Raw genomic sequence first — 15,235 nt, 5'->3', positions numbered from 1 at the left:
CCCGGCGACTGTACATGATGATGACATATGCATAACATGCACGACGGCAGCCCGCCCGGGCTGCCGTCGGTATTGTCATTTCATGCTGCACAGCCAGGAGCTCAGTCATGCCGAATACCCGCCGTACGCTCAGCTGCACACTCTTCAGCATCACCTTGCTCGCCACCTTCCCGCATGCCGCCGTCGCCGGCCCGCAGCAGGACAGGATGCGTGCCTGCAACAAGGAGGCGAAGGAAAAGTCGCTGAAGGGCGACGAGCGAAAGACCTTCATGAGCAGCTGCCTGTCGTCCGGAAAGAGCGAGGCGACACGGACAGCAGAGGCGTCCGACGATGCTGCAGCGCGCAAGAAGCAGTGTCGCGCCGAAGCCAGCGCCAAATCGCTGAAGGGTGACGAGCGCAAGGCCTTCATCAGCGAGTGCTCGAAGACCTGAACCCGGCAGCATCGACCCGCCCCCGGTGGCGGGTCGCACCTGCTTTCGTGCGCTATGCAACAAGACGTCCCCGAAAGGCGCGCCGGGCCTGCCGGACAGGCAAAAACCTTTTGGTATAGTCGATCGTCTTCGAACGTCGGAGTTGCCCGATGTTGCGCGACCGATTCCTGCGCCCCGCACTGCTTGCCACCGCCCTCGCCATCGCGGCCCCCTGCGCCCTTGCCTTCAGCTTCTCCGAGGACGCGAAGAAAGACGCCGCCGCGGACGAGCAAGCCCGTGCCGCCGCTGCCGCGCACGTGTTGTCGCTGCCGCCGGCCTGCCTCGACGAACTGCGGCGCCGGAAAATCATGATCGTGATGGGCGAGCGGACCGGCGAAGGGGTCACTGCCGAGCAGGCCCGTTTCAGTCCCCATTTCAACTCGATCAACAAGCGCCTGCTCAAGCACGGCATCCGCACCTATTCCCAGCAGGAAATCCGCGCGCAGATCGCGCAGGCCGAGGTCGACGCCTACTTCCGCAACGATCCGGACGCAGCGGTGGCCGCATCGAAGAAGATGGGTGCGCAGCTGGTGATGCGCGGCACGATCGACTCCCGTTCGGCGATCAACCCTGTGCTGCGCATTCCTGAGGTCTATGTTTCGATTGCGTACGTACTGATGACCCCGGGCGGAAAGCTGATTTCCGAAGCCAGCGCGAAAGCCGAATCGTATTCCGGCAGCGACACGCTCGGCATGGCCGGCACGCTGATCGAAGAACAGGCCGACGCCGTCGTCAGCACGCTGCTCAGCGGCTACTGCGCGGCCAATCCGCCCGCAAGCGGCAAGAAGAAAAGCAAATAGGCACCGCGCGGCCCGACCGCGCGGACACATAACGGGGCGCAGGCGTCCCAGCAATCTTCAGAGAAAGGGACCTCCATGAACTTCACCTTGCATCGCGCACTGAAATCCGCGGCATTCGCCGCCGCCGTCGGCAGCCTGCTGCCGCTGGCGTACGCCCAGCCCACGTTCGAAAGCGCTTCGCCGACCGCTGGCGACAGCGTGTCGCAGAAGGCCAACGAAAGCGCCGACAAGGCGATGTACAAGGCTGTCGAATACAGCAACAAGAACAAGCCGGGCCCCACGGTGGTCGTCGTGCCGGGCGAGATCAAGAGCAACAACGCCACGTTCACGCAGAAATTCGCGTCGAACAACATCGCCGATTTCGGCGAACTGGAACTGTCGCAGGCCAACTTCAAGGTGCTCGAACGTTCGGACATGGGTCCGCTGCTGAACGAGTTCCAACTGGCCTACTCGATGGGCGACCCCGGCTCCGCGCGCAAGATGCTGCAGAAGGGCAAGTTCAAGACGACCAAGTACGTGGTCAAGTTTGACATCCTGAAGGCGGAGCAGGTGGCCGCCGCGAAGGAAGGCGTCAGCGGCCGCACGCTCGGCAACATCATTGGCATCCTCGGCGGCAGCCGCGGCAGCTACGCCGCCGGCGAGGCGGTCGGCTCGGTCGAGACGGGTGCGGCCGCCGGCGTCTGGATCATCGGCATGCGCTACAAGATCATGGACGCCAACACCACCGAGCAGCTGGCGCAGGGCTATACCGAAGAGAAGATGGAAGTGGGCGCCAAGGGCAGCTCCATCCTCGGCGTGTCCAGCAGCCAGGAAGGCGGCATCACGCTCGACGGCATGGTGCAGCGCCTGGTGCAGAAGTCGGTCTGGGAAATCGACGCCAAGTACAAGTAATTCCCCGCAACGCCGCCGGAGCACGCCTCGTGAGCATTCCTGCCAGACTGGGCAAGTACGACATCCTGCGCGAACTGGGCCAGGGCGCGATGGGTATCGTCTATGAGGGGCGTGACCCGGTGATCGATCGCCGGGTCGCCATCAAGACGCTCAAGCGCGAACAGCTGGAACGCAGCGAGGCGGACGAGGTGATCGCGCGCTTCAAGCGCGAGGCACAGGCGGCCGGCCGGCTCAACCACCCGAACGTGGTGGCCATCTACGAATATGGGGAAGAGGCGGACGGTACCGCCTTCATCGCGATGGAGTTCGTGCAGGGACGCGAGCTGAAGGATGCCTTCGACTCCGACGAGCGCATTCCGCTGTCCACCGTCGGCCGCGTCATGGACCAGCTGCTCGACGCGCTGGAGCACGCCCACCGCAACGGCGTCACCCACCGCGACATCAAGCCGGCCAACATCATCCTGCTCGCCGACGGCACGGTGAAGGTGGCCGACTTCGGCGTTGCCCGCATCGAATCGTCGAACCTGACCCAGGCCGGCACCGTGATGGGCACGCCGTCCTACATGTCGCCCGAACAGTTCATGGGACAGACGGTGGACGGGCGCAGCGACCTGTTCTCGGCCGGCGTCGTGCTGTACCAGCTGCTGACCGGCGAGAAGCCCTTTACCGGCGCGCTCACCACCATCATGCACAAGGTGCTGAAGGAAGATCCGCCCTGGCCGTCGGTGCTGAACGTCCATGTGTCGCCGCGCATCGACGCCGTGGTCAAGCGGGCGATGGCCAAACGGCCGGAGGACCGCTTCCAGAGCGCCGCCGAATTCCGCCGTGCACTCGACGCGGCGCTGTCGGCGCCGGTTGCCGACGACGACGCCACCGTCGTGAGCCTGGACGACGGAGACGCCACGGTGCTGTCGGCGACGCCGGACGCGACATTGCAGACCGCGCGCATGCCGGCGCCGCCAGCGGTCGAGCCCGCGCCGCCCCCCCAGCCCGAACCGGCAACGGCACGCACGACGGCCGAAACGGCGTCTCCAGCCACGCCGCCGGTGGCGGCAAAGCGCAATCCGATGCTCATCGCGGCCGGCGTCGCCGCGCTGCTGATCGCCGGCGGTGCCTGGATGTACCTCGGTGGCGGCTCCGAGCCGACCCCGTCCGCACCCACGCCCGCGCCGCTCGCAGCCGACACGGCCCCCGTCGCCGTAGCGCCACCGCCGGCGGCACCGGCGGCAGCGCTGGATCCGGGTGTCGCCATCATCAGCGCCATCGGACTGGCCGATCCCGGCGACCCCAGGCTGGCCAATGATCGCAACGCGCTGAACCAGGCCATGCGCGACGACGCGCGCCGCCAGATACTGGAAAAAGCGGTTGCGCTGTTCGTCGACCCGAAGTCGGTGAACGCGCACTACGACGTACTGCAGTCGCGCCTGCTCGACCGCAGCGGCGACTTCATACAGGCGGTGCTGGAAGAAGGTCCGGCGCAGCTGGGCAAGGACGGTCTGATGTCCGGCGAAGTGCGCGCCGCGGTGCGCGTACGCCAGGTGCAGAAGTCGCTGAACCAGATGTCGCAGGAGGAACGGGTCGAGTTCATCCGCAACAACGGCGACCCGAAGATCGCGGTCGCCGTGTCGTCGTTGTGGCCGGACGGCGATCCGACCGTTCCTCCCCTGCGTTCGCAACTGGCCGAGAACACATTGAAGCAGCACATCCAGGGCTTCGGCTTCCGCACCTGGAACGACGAGGCCGGCACCGGTCAGAACGCCGACTTCGCGATCGACGGCGAAGTGCGCTTCAAGCGGCTGAGCGTCAGGCTGGCGGCATCCGGCCTGGTCATCGACAAGGTCGTGTTGACCTCATGGACGGTGCGCTGCACCGACCGCAAGTCCGGCGAAGAGGTCTATCTGAACACCGAGGTGCCGGAAGGCACCAGCTGGACGTCCGAAGAGAAGGCGCTGGCCGACATCGGCAAGCGCGTCGGCGAGCAGTTCAGCCGCGAGTTCTTCCTCAGCCACTTCCATTTCACCGCCCGCAAAGTGGCGCTGCAACTTACCGGCCTGCCGGGCGAGGAAGTCGCCGGCTCGCTGCTGCGAGAAATCGCGTCGCTGCGTGCCGTGCTGGCAACCGAAGTGAAGTCGCTGGGCAGCGAGCGTGCGGAGTTCGTGGTCGACATGTCGGGCGGCCTCGCCGACGCCGGCCAGAACGTGCAGGCCGGCATTCTGATGCCGCTTTCGCGCAAGCTGGGCCGCAACTGCCTCAGCGTCGCGTCGAGCACGCCCGACGCCGTGACGCTCAGTTTCGACCCGGCCTGCGCCGCGCCGGACATGGTGGCGAAGCTGCAGACCCTGCCACCGGCCGGACTGATGGAAGCCGCGCCGTCGCGACGTGAAGCGGTGGTGCACAGTCCCGAACTGCGCAAGCGCATCAGCATCTGACCGCCGCGGGCCGCCGTGCCAGCCGGCGGCGACCGCGGAACCACGCTTCAGGTGCCAGTAAGGGCTACGCCCCTCACTCCAGCACTTCGAAGCTCATCAGGTCGATGCCCTGCTCGAGCGCGCTGTGGCCGAAGCCGATGGTGCCCTGGCCGCGCAGGATGATCTCCTCGCGCTTGAGTACCACCTCGTTCTCGCCCTCGATGCGCAGGAAAGTGCCGTTGGTGCTCTGGTCGACCAGCACGAACTTGTCGCGCCGGCGCTCGATGCGCGCGTGATTGCGCGAGGCGCGCTGGTCCTTGATCACCACCTCGTTGCTCATGTCGCGGCCCAGGGTGAGCGGGCCGTGCGCGTTGTCCACCGTCAGTTCGGTATCGCGGTAGCGCACCAGCAGTCGCGCCACGTTATAGGTGGCGACGATGCTCGATGCCTTCATCGTCAGGTCGGCACCCTCCTGCCACAGCACTTCGCAGACGCGCACGTCCTCGGCCTTGCCCTTCACCGTCAGCGCATCGATCTCGCGCACCTCCGGCCCCATCGACAGCGTCACCGCAGCCAGCGTTTCGGCGGTGGTGATGATCTGCCCGGCCTTGGCCAGGCCCGCCATGCGCGCCGCCGTGTTGACGGTGTCGCCAAACACGTCGTCGTTCTCCTCGATTGCCGGCCCGAAGTGGAAGCCGACGCGGATCGCCAGCTTGACGCCCGACACCGGCGGCAGATCGGTCACCCGATGCTGCATCTCACAGGCGGCCTGGATGCCGGCGTCGGCATTGGGGAAGGTGGTCATGACCTCGTCGCCGATGGTCTTGATCACCTTGCCGCCATGCCCGTCAACCACGCGCCGCATGCGGTTGAGGCAGCGTTCCACGGCGCGCAGCGCTTCGGCGTCGCCCAGCCTCTCGTAGAGCCGGGTACTGCCGGAGACGTCGGCGAACAGCACGCACACAGATGTAGGTTGGGAACTCATGGCAGGCCGGGTGGCATAGGGCTTCAACGTCAGGGCCCGAGGTCAGTACTGCAACGTCAGGCATTTACGTCATTTTACAATTACCGACGATATACGTGCGGCGACGCGCCGGCAATCCGACGAAGGTCTGACGGATGCGTCACAGGTGCACGCTGCGCCCGCCATCGACGGCGATGATCTGGCCGGTGATGTAGGGCGCATCCTCGATCAGGAAGCGTACCGTACGTGCGATGTCCTGTGGGTCGCCTTCGCGCTGCAACAGGGTATGCCGCACGATGCGCGCACGTTCTTCCGGATCGAACAGGTCGTTCTCGGGCCACTGGATGGGGCCCGGCGCCACGCCGTTGACGCGCACCCGCGGCGCCAGATCGATGGCCAGCGCCCGGGTCAGCGTCGCCAGCGCGCCCTTCGAGGCGCTGTAAAGCGCATAGCCCGGCAGCGGTCGGTCGGCGTGGATGTCGGCAATATTGACGATGCAGCCGCCCGTATCGCGCAGCGCCGGCGCCGCCGCCTGCGACAGGAAGAGCGGCGCGCGGAAATTGCTGCCGGTCAGGTCGTCCCAGTCGCGCTGCGTGATGGTGCCGATCGGCGTCGGGTAGAAGGACGATGCGTTGTTGATCAGTGCGTCCAGCCGCCCGAACTTAGCCAACGTCTTGTCGACCAGTTCGGGCAGACGGGCGGTATCGAGCAGATCGGCCGACAGGCAGCAGGCGCTTTTCGCGCGGCGCGCATTGAACTCGTCGAGCAACAGCAGCGCCTCTTCCGCCGACTGCCGGTAGTGGATGGCCACCCGCCAGCCGGCGTCGTGCAGCGTGCGCGCCATCTGCGCGCCAAGGCGCCGCGCCGCGCCGGTGATCAGTGCAACCTTGCCGTTTTCCATCGCTTTCCTGTCCGCCTGTTTGTCTGTCGCGACGCGATGTCGCATTATCGCGGACCCCGCGACCGGACACCCGTGCCATGTCACTGCCCCAGCCCGATTCAGACGCCGTCGAGCACAGCCAGCGCCTGCTCGGACAGATCCGCGACGAGATCGCCCGCACCGGCTGGATGCCGTTCAGCCGTTACATGGAGTGCGCGCTGTACGCGCCGGGGCTCGGCTATTACAGCGGCGCGCTGCAAAAGTTCGGCCGCGACGGCGATTTCGTCACCGCGCCGGAGCTGACGCCGCTGTTCGGCCGCAGTCTCGCCCGCCAGCTGGCGGAGCTGATGGCGCTGAGTGCGCCCCACCTGATCGAGGCCGGCGCCGGCAGCGGTCGCCTCGCCGCCGATCTGCTGGCCGAACTCGACCGCCTGGGCGCCGTACCGCAGAGCTATCGCATCCTCGAACTGTCGGCCGATCTGCGCGCCCGCCAGCAGGCGCTGATCGCCGCCGAACTGCCGCATCTGAGCGCACGCGTAAGCTGGCTGGACAGTCTGCCGGACGCGTTTGACGGCGTCGTGATCGGCAACGAGGTGCTCGACGCGATGCCGGTCGAGCGCCTGCACAACGCGGCCGGCCGCATCGAACAGGCGGGGCTGGCGCTCGACCCGTCCGGGCAGCCGGCGCTGGACTGGCGCCCCGCGCCCGCCGCGCTGGCCGACGCAGCGCACGCGCTCGGATTCACCGACGGCTACGACAGCGAAATCAACTTCGCCGCCCGCGCCTGGGTGGCCGAGTGGGCGCAACGCATCGGCCGTGGCGCGCTGCTGCTGATCGACTACGGCTTCCCGCAGGCGGAGTACTACCACCCGGATCGGCGCAGCGGCACGCTGATGTGCCACTACCGCCACCACGCCCACACCGACCCACTGTGGATGCCTGGTCTGAACGACCTGACCGCGCACGTCGATTTCACCGCCATCGCCCAGGCCGCCTTCGACGCCGGTATGTCGCTGGCCGGCTACACCAGCCAGGCGAACTTCCTGCTGAATTGCGGCGTGCTCGAACTGCTGGACCGCGACGCCGACGCGCTGAGCCGGGCGAAGCAGAATGCCGCCTTGAATCAGCTCACCTCGCCAGCCGAAATGGGCGAGCTGTTCAAGGTGATCTGCATGACCCGCGACATCGATGCGCCGCTGACCGGCTTCCTGCGCGGCGACCGCAGCCACACGCTGTAGCGCTTTTCAGAAACCGATCTTCTTCTGCCGCGTCGCGCGTCCCGCTTCGAGGTCGGCCGGCAGCAGGTGGTCGCGGTGCGCCAGCTTGGCGTTGCCGAACGCGGCCAGCAGCACCTTGCGCATGTCGCGCGGCGGCACGCCGGCCAAGCGGTCGATCACGTCTTCCGGCGCCTCCGGCGCGAAGCCCCAGTCGTGCGCGGCCACCAGTTCCTCGTACAGCGTGCGCGCGATGATGCAGGCCTGATCGTGATCCGGCCGCGGCACGGTGTACACATTCATCCGGCTCAGGATGGGTTCGGGAATCGAACGCTCGTCGTTGGCGGTGGACACCCACATGATGTGGCTGGCGTCGATGTCGACCTCGACGAATTCGTCCTTGAACTGACGCGCGGTGTCCTGTTCGAGCAGGCCGTACAGCGCGCCCATCGGGTCGTAGCGCGCGTCGCCGCCGGCCTTGTCGACCTCGTCCAGCACCACCAGCGGGTTGGCGTAGTCGCCGCACACCAGCGCCTGCGCCACCTTGCCCGGCTTGGCGTGCGACCACTGCGACGAGGCGCCGCTCAGTATCCAGCCGGCGGTCAGCGAGGACATCGACACGAATTCGAAGCCGGTGCCGAGCACATTGGCCAGCTGGCGCGCGAAATGGGTCTTGCCGATGCCCGGCTCGCCGAGCAGCAGGATGGGCGTGAAGTTCATCGGTTCGTTGCCGGCCACCGCCAGCGCCAGATAGCGCTTCAGGTCGTCCAGCACCGGCGTGAAGTTCGGGCAGCGGGCATACAGCGGATCGAGGCCGTCGAAGGAGGACGGCTTGACCACGTAGCGCACGCCGCCCAGCGTCTTCATCTTTCCGTAGAAGGCGGTCAGCGCTTCGTTGCGCGCGCCGCTGCCGGACTCCATCGCCCGGTCCACATCACCCACGTCGTAGATTTCGCGGCATTCCGCCAGGGGAATCCGAATGTCCGCCCCGTCCATGATGGCTCGCCTCCTGCTGTCCGTCACATGATTCAACGTCTCGTCCGACCGGAAACTGAACGGCCGGCACACACCCGACTGAAACGAAGCATCATCCGCGCCACGTCACATCGGTGACGGCACGATGAGCTTGGCCAGCGTCGGGAAACGGCTGGGCTGGCCGAGCAGCAGTCGCACCAGCTCGTCCAGCCATTCGCTGCCGCGGTCCTCGGCCGGCGGCACGTAATCGACCAGGCCGAAGCGCTCGACGTTCTGCAGCGTCAGGCGCAGCGTGAGCGTCCGGTAGTCGGCATTCAGTTCGACCCGGCCGCGCACCTCGGGCGCGACGTCGAAAATCTGCGCGCGCAGCCGGTTCAGTTCGTCGCGCGCCGGCTGCTCCTCGAAGCGCAGGCCGTGCTCGCGCAGCGCCAGACGCAGCGCATCAGCCGCCAGCGGATCTCGCTCGCAGCGCAGCACCGCCTGCCCGCGCAGCAGCCAGGACATGGATACGCGCACCAGCTGGTCGGGCGCTTCGGCACCGCGGTTGCGGGTGTTCACATCGGACGCCTGCCAGGCCAGACCGCGCAGCACGCCGAGCCCGAGCAGCGGGTAATCGCGCGCCACCTGCGGCTTGATCACGTTGAGCTGGGCGCTCAACTGGGTGAAGTAGTCGCGCACCAGCAGCAGGCGGTTCGACAGTGCCTGTTCCGCTTCGGTGCGGACCGCACGCTCGCCACGCTGCATCTGCGCCGTGTGCGCACGGATGCGCTGCGCCTCGCCGGCAAGATCGGCCAGCAGCGACGACGCTGCCGCGGCCGGCGGATCGGCGGGCGACAGCGCTGCGCGTTGCACGGCCGGCGCCGGTGTCGGTGGCGCCTGCAGCGGCGCCGGCATTTCGTGCAGCGTGGGGAAGGCAACGGCAGGCGGCGCCTGTTCGCGCAGCGGTCGCTGCGCCGAGGCGGACGCTGCCTGCCCGATCGACGGCTGCGGTGCGCCGCGCGCGGCGAAGGCGTCGATGTCGGCCGCCAGTTCGGCCAGCACGTCCTCGACCGGCGCCTTCGGTCTGCCCGACTGCCCGCGCCGCAGGATGGGCGCCGGCCCGGTATCGACCGGCAGCACGTCGGGCAGCGGGTCTGCGTCGCGTGCGACCGGCGCGGCTTGCACGCCGCGCAGCGCCTCGGCCAGCGCCGACGCATCGGCATAGCGCTCGATCGGCGACTTCGCCAGCGCCTTCATCACGACCATGTCGAGATCCGGTGGCACGTCGGGATCGATCGCACTGGGCGTTGGCGTCGGTGCGTAGGCGATGTTCTCCAGCACCGTAGACAAGGATCCGGTCAGCGGCGAGCCGAAAGGCGGGCGGCCAGCCAGCATTTCGAACAGGATGGCGCCGAGCGAGAACACGTCGGAGCGCGCATCCGGCGGCAGGCCCTGAACCTGCTCCGGCGACAGGTACTGCGGCATCGCCGGCAGTGCGTCCGGCGACGGCGAGGGCAGCGCGAAATCGGTGACGAACACGCGTCCGTCGCCATCGACCAGGATGTTCGACGCCTTCAGCCCGCCATGCACGATGCCGGCGGCGTGCGCATGGGCCAGTGCATCGGCCGCCTGGCTGCCGATGCTGCGCACCCAGTCGAAGGCCATGCGCGGCAGCGCGTCGAGCAACTGACGCAGCGAGCGCGCGTCCAGCCGCTCGACCGCCGCCCAGGGCTGCCCGTCGTCGGCCACGCCCTGTTCGATGATGCGGACGATGCCCGGGTGCTGCAACGAGGACGTGGCAAGCAGGCTTTCACCCAGCTTGCGCACGTAGTGCGCGGGGTCGGCGGCGAGATCGGTACGGAAGGTCTTGATTGCCAGCAATCGGCCGCTGCCGGCCTCGGTGGCTTCGAATACGGCGCCGCGCTCGCCGCGACCGATTTCGCGGCCGAGCACGTAACGCCCCAGCTTGCGCACGGCATCGCTCATGCGGACTGCTCCACAGGGCGGAGGCCGCAGCGCGCGGCAGGCATCGGACGGGAGACTGGAACAGGGGTGCAGGCCATGAGCGCGATATTACCCGCGCCGGCTGCGCAATATGCAGGATCGGAATGCGAACCGGTACATCGGCGCGAACGAAGACACGTGCCCTGCGGCATGTGTCTCGCGCCTCATCCGGTCAGACCCGCTTACTCCTGGCTGCGGTAGATGTCGCGCAGGAAGGCGTCGGGATCGGCCACGGCGCTGCGCTGGCGTACCGCCTGCACGCGACGGCCGGCTGCGGCGGCTTCGAGCTGCGGCAGCCAGCCCGCGTTGAGCACTTCGTCTCCGTAGTCCTGGGCGCGGCCCAGCGACTTCCCGGTCATGAAATCGAACAGATCCATCTTTCTCTTCCCGTACCCGACACCATGGCTAACGGCGGACAGCACTGCCGGCTTGAATCGCGCGAAGGGTCGATACGCGCACGCATCGAAACTTCACAAACCCACGCTGCAGCACCTGCGTTCGCGGCCTCGTGAAAAGCTCTTGGCAAGCTTTTGTCGGCCGTCTTGCTGGACTACTCTGGAGAGGTCTGACCTCCTCCCCGCACACATGTTTCATCACGGCATCGCGCTACTGATCGCACTGTTTGCTTACGGCACCGTTACAGCCGGCGACGGTCCGCTGGCGAACCAGGCAGCGATCGACGCCGCACGTGCGCGCTGGGAAGGATCGCCGCAGGCCGGCTGGCTCGCGCGCATCCTGCCGCCCTCGCTCGACGCCGCCTCGCTGCCGGAACCCGGTTCGCGCGGCGCCGCGTTGCTGGCGCGCTACTGTGTTCAGTGCCACCACGTTCCGAATCCGGCCATGCATCACCCGGACAAGTGGCCGAAGATCGTCGACCGCATGGTGGTGCGCATGCGCGGACACGGAAACCGTGGGGCGCTGATGAAGGACATGATGGGCGGCGTCAAGGCGCCGGACGAGGAAGAAGTACACATGCTGATCGGCTACCTGCGACGTAATGCACAGAAGCCGATCGATGCTGCACGCTATCCCGACCTCGATACGCGCGGTCGCAGCTTCCGCGACGCCTGCGACCAGTGCCACGTGCTGCCGGAACCGTCGAGCCGCACCGCTGGCGAGTGGCGACGCGTGGTCGCGCGGATGGAGAGGAATATGGCGTGGATGAACCGCGTGGTCGGCTCGCGGGCGATGCCGGGCGAGCCGCAGTTGCGCCTGCCCGACATCCTGGCCTATCTGCAGCAGCACGCCGCACCGGCACGCCGGGGTTCGTGACCGCGGGCGTTCGGTCCGCCGCGTGACGGACCGATGTCAGCCGGTCAGGCGCCGGCGTTGCAGCCCTGGGCTTCTGGCTGCACCGCCGACAGGGCGCCGGGCAGCCAGTCGAGCATGCGTTGCGCCACCTTGCGCCAATCGGCCTCCAGCATCATGCCGTGCCCCATGCCCGGGAATACGTGCGCCGGCACACCGAGCGCGCGCGAGGTCATTTCGGTCAGCGCCGGCGGGATGATGGGGTCGCACTCGGCGCCCAGCACCAGCATCGGCGGGCGATGCATGCGCGCCGGCTGCGGCAGGTTGAACAGCGTCATGTCCCAGATCACCCGCGCCGATTCAGGCTGTATGCGACGCGACATCTGCTGCAGACGCTCCATCGACACCGGCTGTGCGAACAGTGCATCGCGCAGCGCCTCGATCGAAGGACCGCTTCCGGCAAACAGGTTATTCAGCTCGGTCATCAGATCGGGCTTGCGCATGGCCAGCCCGACCGCCGACGCCCACAGTCCCTGCGGCGGCACCGACGCCATCAGCACGGCAGCGGGCACCTGTCTCACCTCGAGACACTTCTGTACCACCATACCGCCCATCGAATGTCCGATCAGCACCGGCGGCGTGTCGAACTGGTCCAGCACGTCGAGCACGTCGCGCACGTAATCGTCGAGACTGATCAGATCGAGATACTCGCGACCGGGGCTGCCGCCGTGGCCGGACAGCGACAGCGCGTGCGCCTCGTAGCCCGCTTCGGCAAAACAGGGCAGGAAGTGCTCGTCCCAGCACCAGGCGGCCGTGTAGGCGCCATGCACGAACAGCAGCGGCACCGGCCGCGACCTGACGTGAGGCGTGCGGGTAATGACTTCCAGTGGTCCGTGACGCTTCATCATTGTTATTCGCTCCTGCAGGTTCCCGACACTGTAACCTGAAGCATGTATCGGGCCGGCAACCACGACACGGAAATACTCAGACTGCGACGGTCCGGGTGGCAGCCCTGCCAACCGGCTCGGTCAACATTACGGCGGCCGCAGAGGACCCGACCGCGCCGTTCGCCCAATGCGACTCGCGGAACCATTTTTCAAGGGCTTCGGCCGGAATCGGCTTGCTGATGAGATAGCCCTGGGCGAGATCGCAGCCGAGCAGGCGCAGCCTCTCCAGCACGCCTTCGCTCTCGACCCCTTCCGCCGTCACCTTCAGGCCCATGTTGTGCGCCAGTTCGATTGTCGAACGTACGATGATTTCGTCGTTCGGATTGTCGAGCAGGTGCATCACGAAACTGCGGTCTATCTTCATCTCGCTGACCGGCATCTGCCGCAGGTAGGACAGCGACGAATAACCGGTGCCGTAATCGTCGATCGACAGCGCGCAGCCGGTCTCGCGCAGCACCTGCAGATTGGCGAGCGCGCGCAGCGGATCGTCGAGCACCGCGCTTTCGGTGATTTCGAGCGTGATCAGGCGCGCCGGACAGCCATGGCGTTCCAGCATGCCCGCGAACAGCGCCGGAAGTTCCGGGTTCAGCAGGTCGCGTGCGGAAATGTTCAGCGACACGTTCACCTCCAGCCCCTGCCGCAGCCACTGCCCGCACTGACGGATCGCCGCGTTCATCACCCACAGCGTGATCGCCTTGATGTAGCCGGTCTGCTCGGCGAAGGGAATGAACTCGTAAGGCGGCACGAAACCGCGCGTCGGGTGTATCCAGCGAACCAGCGCCTCGACGTGGTGAACCGCGTCCGGCGCGGTCGCCACCTTGGGCTGGTAATAGAGCACCAGTTCGTCGCGCTCGACCGCCAGCCGCAGCTCACTCAGCAGCGACAGCCGCTCGACGTTCTGGTCGTGATGTCTGGGGTCGTAGATCTCGGCCATCGTGTTGTGACGCTTGGCCAGATACATGGCCACATCGGCGTGCCGCAGCAGCGACTGCGCATCGTTGCCGTGCGCCGGGCAGGCCGACACGCCCATGCTGGCGCTGACGTCGACCATCTGGCCGTCGAGGTTCATCGGCCGGTTCATCGCTTCGGCGATGCGGTGGGCCACGCTCAGCGCCTTCGACGCGTCGGCGCCCGGCAGCATGACCGCGAACTCGTCGCCACCCAGCCGTGCCACCTGATCGCGCACGTCGCGCAGCGTTTCGCGCAGCCGTCGCGCCACCTCGCGCAGCAGCAGGTCGCCCAGTTCGTGTCCCAACGTGTCGTTCACCATCTTGAAACGGTCCACGTCGAGGCACACCACGGCCAGGTCGCTGTTGTCGGCGGCCGCTGCGCGCAGGGATTCTTCCAGCCTTTCGGTGAAGTAGGCGCGATTCGGCAGGCCGGTCAGCACATCGTAGTAGGCCAGTTCGCTGATGCGCGTCTCGCGCAGCGAGATGGCGTCGGTCATGTGCACGAAGGCATTGGCGAGCTGGCCGATCTCGTCGCCGCGCGCCACCGCCGGTGGCGCGCCGTACTCGCCGGATTCGACACGGCGCGCAAATTCCGCCAGCCGGACCACCGGCGAGGCGATCGAACGGCCCATGAAGGCACTCACGGCAAGCGCCAGCAGCGTGCCGATCAGCGTAAGTCCGGTCCAGTCGCGGTACAGCCGGTTCCACGGTGCCAGCGCGCGCTCCAGCGACAGTTGCAGCACGGCGCCGACCTGCTGCTGCGGGCCGGCGTCGATCGGATGCATCAGGCTGACGTAATCGCGGTCGCCGAGCGTCAGCGCCTCCTCCTGCAGGGCGCCGTTCGCCGACAACTCACCAAGCAGCGCACTCTGCAGCGGCTCGTTCAAGGTGCTCGACGCCAGCATCCACCCCTTGTCGCCACTGCGTCGCACGAAACTGACTTCGAGGCCGGTCACACCCTTCAGGTCACTGGCCAGGCTCTTGTCCACGCTGAAGCCCATCACCACCCAGCCGACCGGCACCGGCGCCATCACCGGCACCACGACCAGCTGGTAGAGCATGCCGGAGACCACGGCGAACCCGCCGCTGTGTGCGCCGCTGCGCGCGCCCTCGATCAGCTGGCGCAGGCGCTCGGGCGTGCGCCCCGGATTGAAGGACGAACTGGCAACGATGGACTCGTCGAGCGCCAGCAGCAGCATCACGTCGGCACGGATGCGCCCGCCGTGGTTCGCCAGCGCCGATTCGATCGTTTCCCTGTCCTGGCTGAGCAGGGCCTCGCGGAAACCGTAGTCCGCCGCCAGCACGCGCGCCGCCTGGGTCAGCTGCGACGCCCGTTCGTCGAGCAGACGCGCGAACACGCGGTCGCCCGTCTTCAGGTCCGCCTGGGCATCGGCCATCGCGCTGCCGCGGCCGATCTCGCCGAACAGCAGCAGCCCGCCGATCTGCGTGACCAGCAGCAGCGCGGCGCACCAGGCCGCGATCTTCCATTTGAGGCTGAACCGCAT

Annotated in this window: 13 protein-coding genes; 6 read left to right on the top strand and 7 right to left on the bottom strand. The window is 67.3% G+C overall.

What is annotated here, in order from left to right:
• Positions 1-107 precede the first annotated feature (107 nt).
• From WDZ97_RS17665 to WDZ97_RS17650, 4 genes are all read left to right on the top strand, one after another.
• Positions 108-431: a PsiF family protein gene (locus tag WDZ97_RS17665; protein WP_304000601.1), complete on the top strand. Its 324-nt coding sequence runs from the start codon at positions 108-110 to the stop codon at positions 429-431.
• A gap of 149 nt (positions 432-580) precedes the next feature.
• Entirely contained in the window at positions 581-1,270 is a 690-nt protein-coding gene (locus WDZ97_RS17660) for a hypothetical protein (RefSeq protein WP_425763624.1), read from the top strand.
• Positions 1,271-1,345: 75 nt separating this feature from the next.
• Entirely contained in the window at positions 1,346-2,161 is an 816-nt protein-coding gene (locus tag WDZ97_RS17655) for a hypothetical protein (protein ID WP_020163172.1), read from the top strand.
• 29 nt (positions 2,162-2,190) lie between these two features.
• Complete coding sequence (locus WDZ97_RS17650) at positions 2,191-4,590, top strand: serine/threonine-protein kinase (protein ID WP_425763623.1); 2,400 nt, start codon at positions 2,191-2,193, stop codon at positions 4,588-4,590.
• Positions 4,591-4,663: 73 nt separating this feature from the next.
• On the opposite strand, the gene WDZ97_RS17645 is transcribed toward WDZ97_RS17650, so the two are convergent.
• A complete protein-coding gene (locus tag WDZ97_RS17645; protein ID WP_425763622.1) occupies positions 4,664-5,554 on the bottom strand; it encodes an adenylate/guanylate cyclase domain-containing protein in 891 nt (296 codons plus the stop codon).
• 139 nt (positions 5,555-5,693) lie between these two features.
• Complete coding sequence (locus tag WDZ97_RS17640) at positions 5,694-6,434, bottom strand: pteridine reductase (RefSeq protein WP_341422486.1); 741 nt, start codon at positions 6,432-6,434, stop codon at positions 5,694-5,696.
• Between the two features lie 77 nt (positions 6,435-6,511).
• Here WDZ97_RS17640 and WDZ97_RS17635 point away from each other — a divergent pair, with 77 nt between their 5' ends.
• A complete protein-coding gene (locus WDZ97_RS17635; protein ID WP_425763621.1) occupies positions 6,512-7,651 on the top strand; it encodes a class I SAM-dependent methyltransferase in 1,140 nt (379 codons plus the stop codon).
• 6 nt (positions 7,652-7,657) lie between these two features.
• Here WDZ97_RS17635 and WDZ97_RS17630 read toward each other — a convergent pair whose 3' ends face one another.
• The 3 genes from WDZ97_RS17630 to WDZ97_RS17620 form a co-directional block, all read right to left on the bottom strand.
• Positions 7,658-8,623 carry an AAA family ATPase gene (locus WDZ97_RS17630; RefSeq protein ID WP_019915590.1) on the bottom strand — a complete coding sequence of 322 codons (966 nt, stop codon included), beginning with the start codon at positions 8,621-8,623 and terminating at the stop codon, positions 7,658-7,660.
• A 105-nt stretch (positions 8,624-8,728) separates the two neighbouring features.
• A complete protein-coding gene (locus WDZ97_RS17625; protein ID WP_425763620.1) occupies positions 8,729-10,567 on the bottom strand; it encodes a serine/threonine protein kinase in 1,839 nt (612 codons plus the stop codon).
• 200 nt (positions 10,568-10,767) lie between these two features.
• Positions 10,768-10,962 carry a hypothetical protein gene (locus tag WDZ97_RS17620; RefSeq protein ID WP_304000592.1) on the bottom strand — a complete coding sequence of 65 codons (195 nt, stop codon included), beginning with the start codon at positions 10,960-10,962 and terminating at the stop codon, positions 10,768-10,770.
• Between the two features lie 208 nt (positions 10,963-11,170).
• On the opposite strand from WDZ97_RS17620, the gene WDZ97_RS17615 reads away from it, so the two are divergent.
• Positions 11,171-11,857 carry a hypothetical protein gene (locus WDZ97_RS17615; protein ID WP_425763619.1) on the top strand — a complete coding sequence of 229 codons (687 nt, stop codon included), beginning with the start codon at positions 11,171-11,173 and terminating at the stop codon, positions 11,855-11,857.
• Between the two features lie 44 nt (positions 11,858-11,901).
• Here WDZ97_RS17615 and WDZ97_RS17610 read toward each other — a convergent pair whose 3' ends face one another.
• The gene (locus WDZ97_RS17610) at positions 11,902-12,741 is read right to left on the bottom strand and encodes an alpha/beta hydrolase (protein WP_425763618.1); all 840 of its coding nucleotides are present in this window, start codon (positions 12,739-12,741) and stop codon (positions 11,902-11,904) included.
• A gap of 76 nt (positions 12,742-12,817) precedes the next feature.
• On the bottom strand, positions 12,818-15,235 hold the full coding sequence (locus WDZ97_RS17605) for a putative bifunctional diguanylate cyclase/phosphodiesterase (RefSeq protein WP_425763617.1): 2,418 nt from the start codon (positions 15,233-15,235) through the stop codon (positions 12,818-12,820).

The sequence above is a fragment of the Methyloversatilis sp. MC4-4 genome (assembly GCF_049843555.1).
Lineage (GTDB): Bacteria > Pseudomonadota > Gammaproteobacteria > Burkholderiales > Rhodocyclaceae > Methyloversatilis > Methyloversatilis discipulorum_B.
This window is presented reverse-complemented; position numbering and strand designations above follow the sequence as displayed.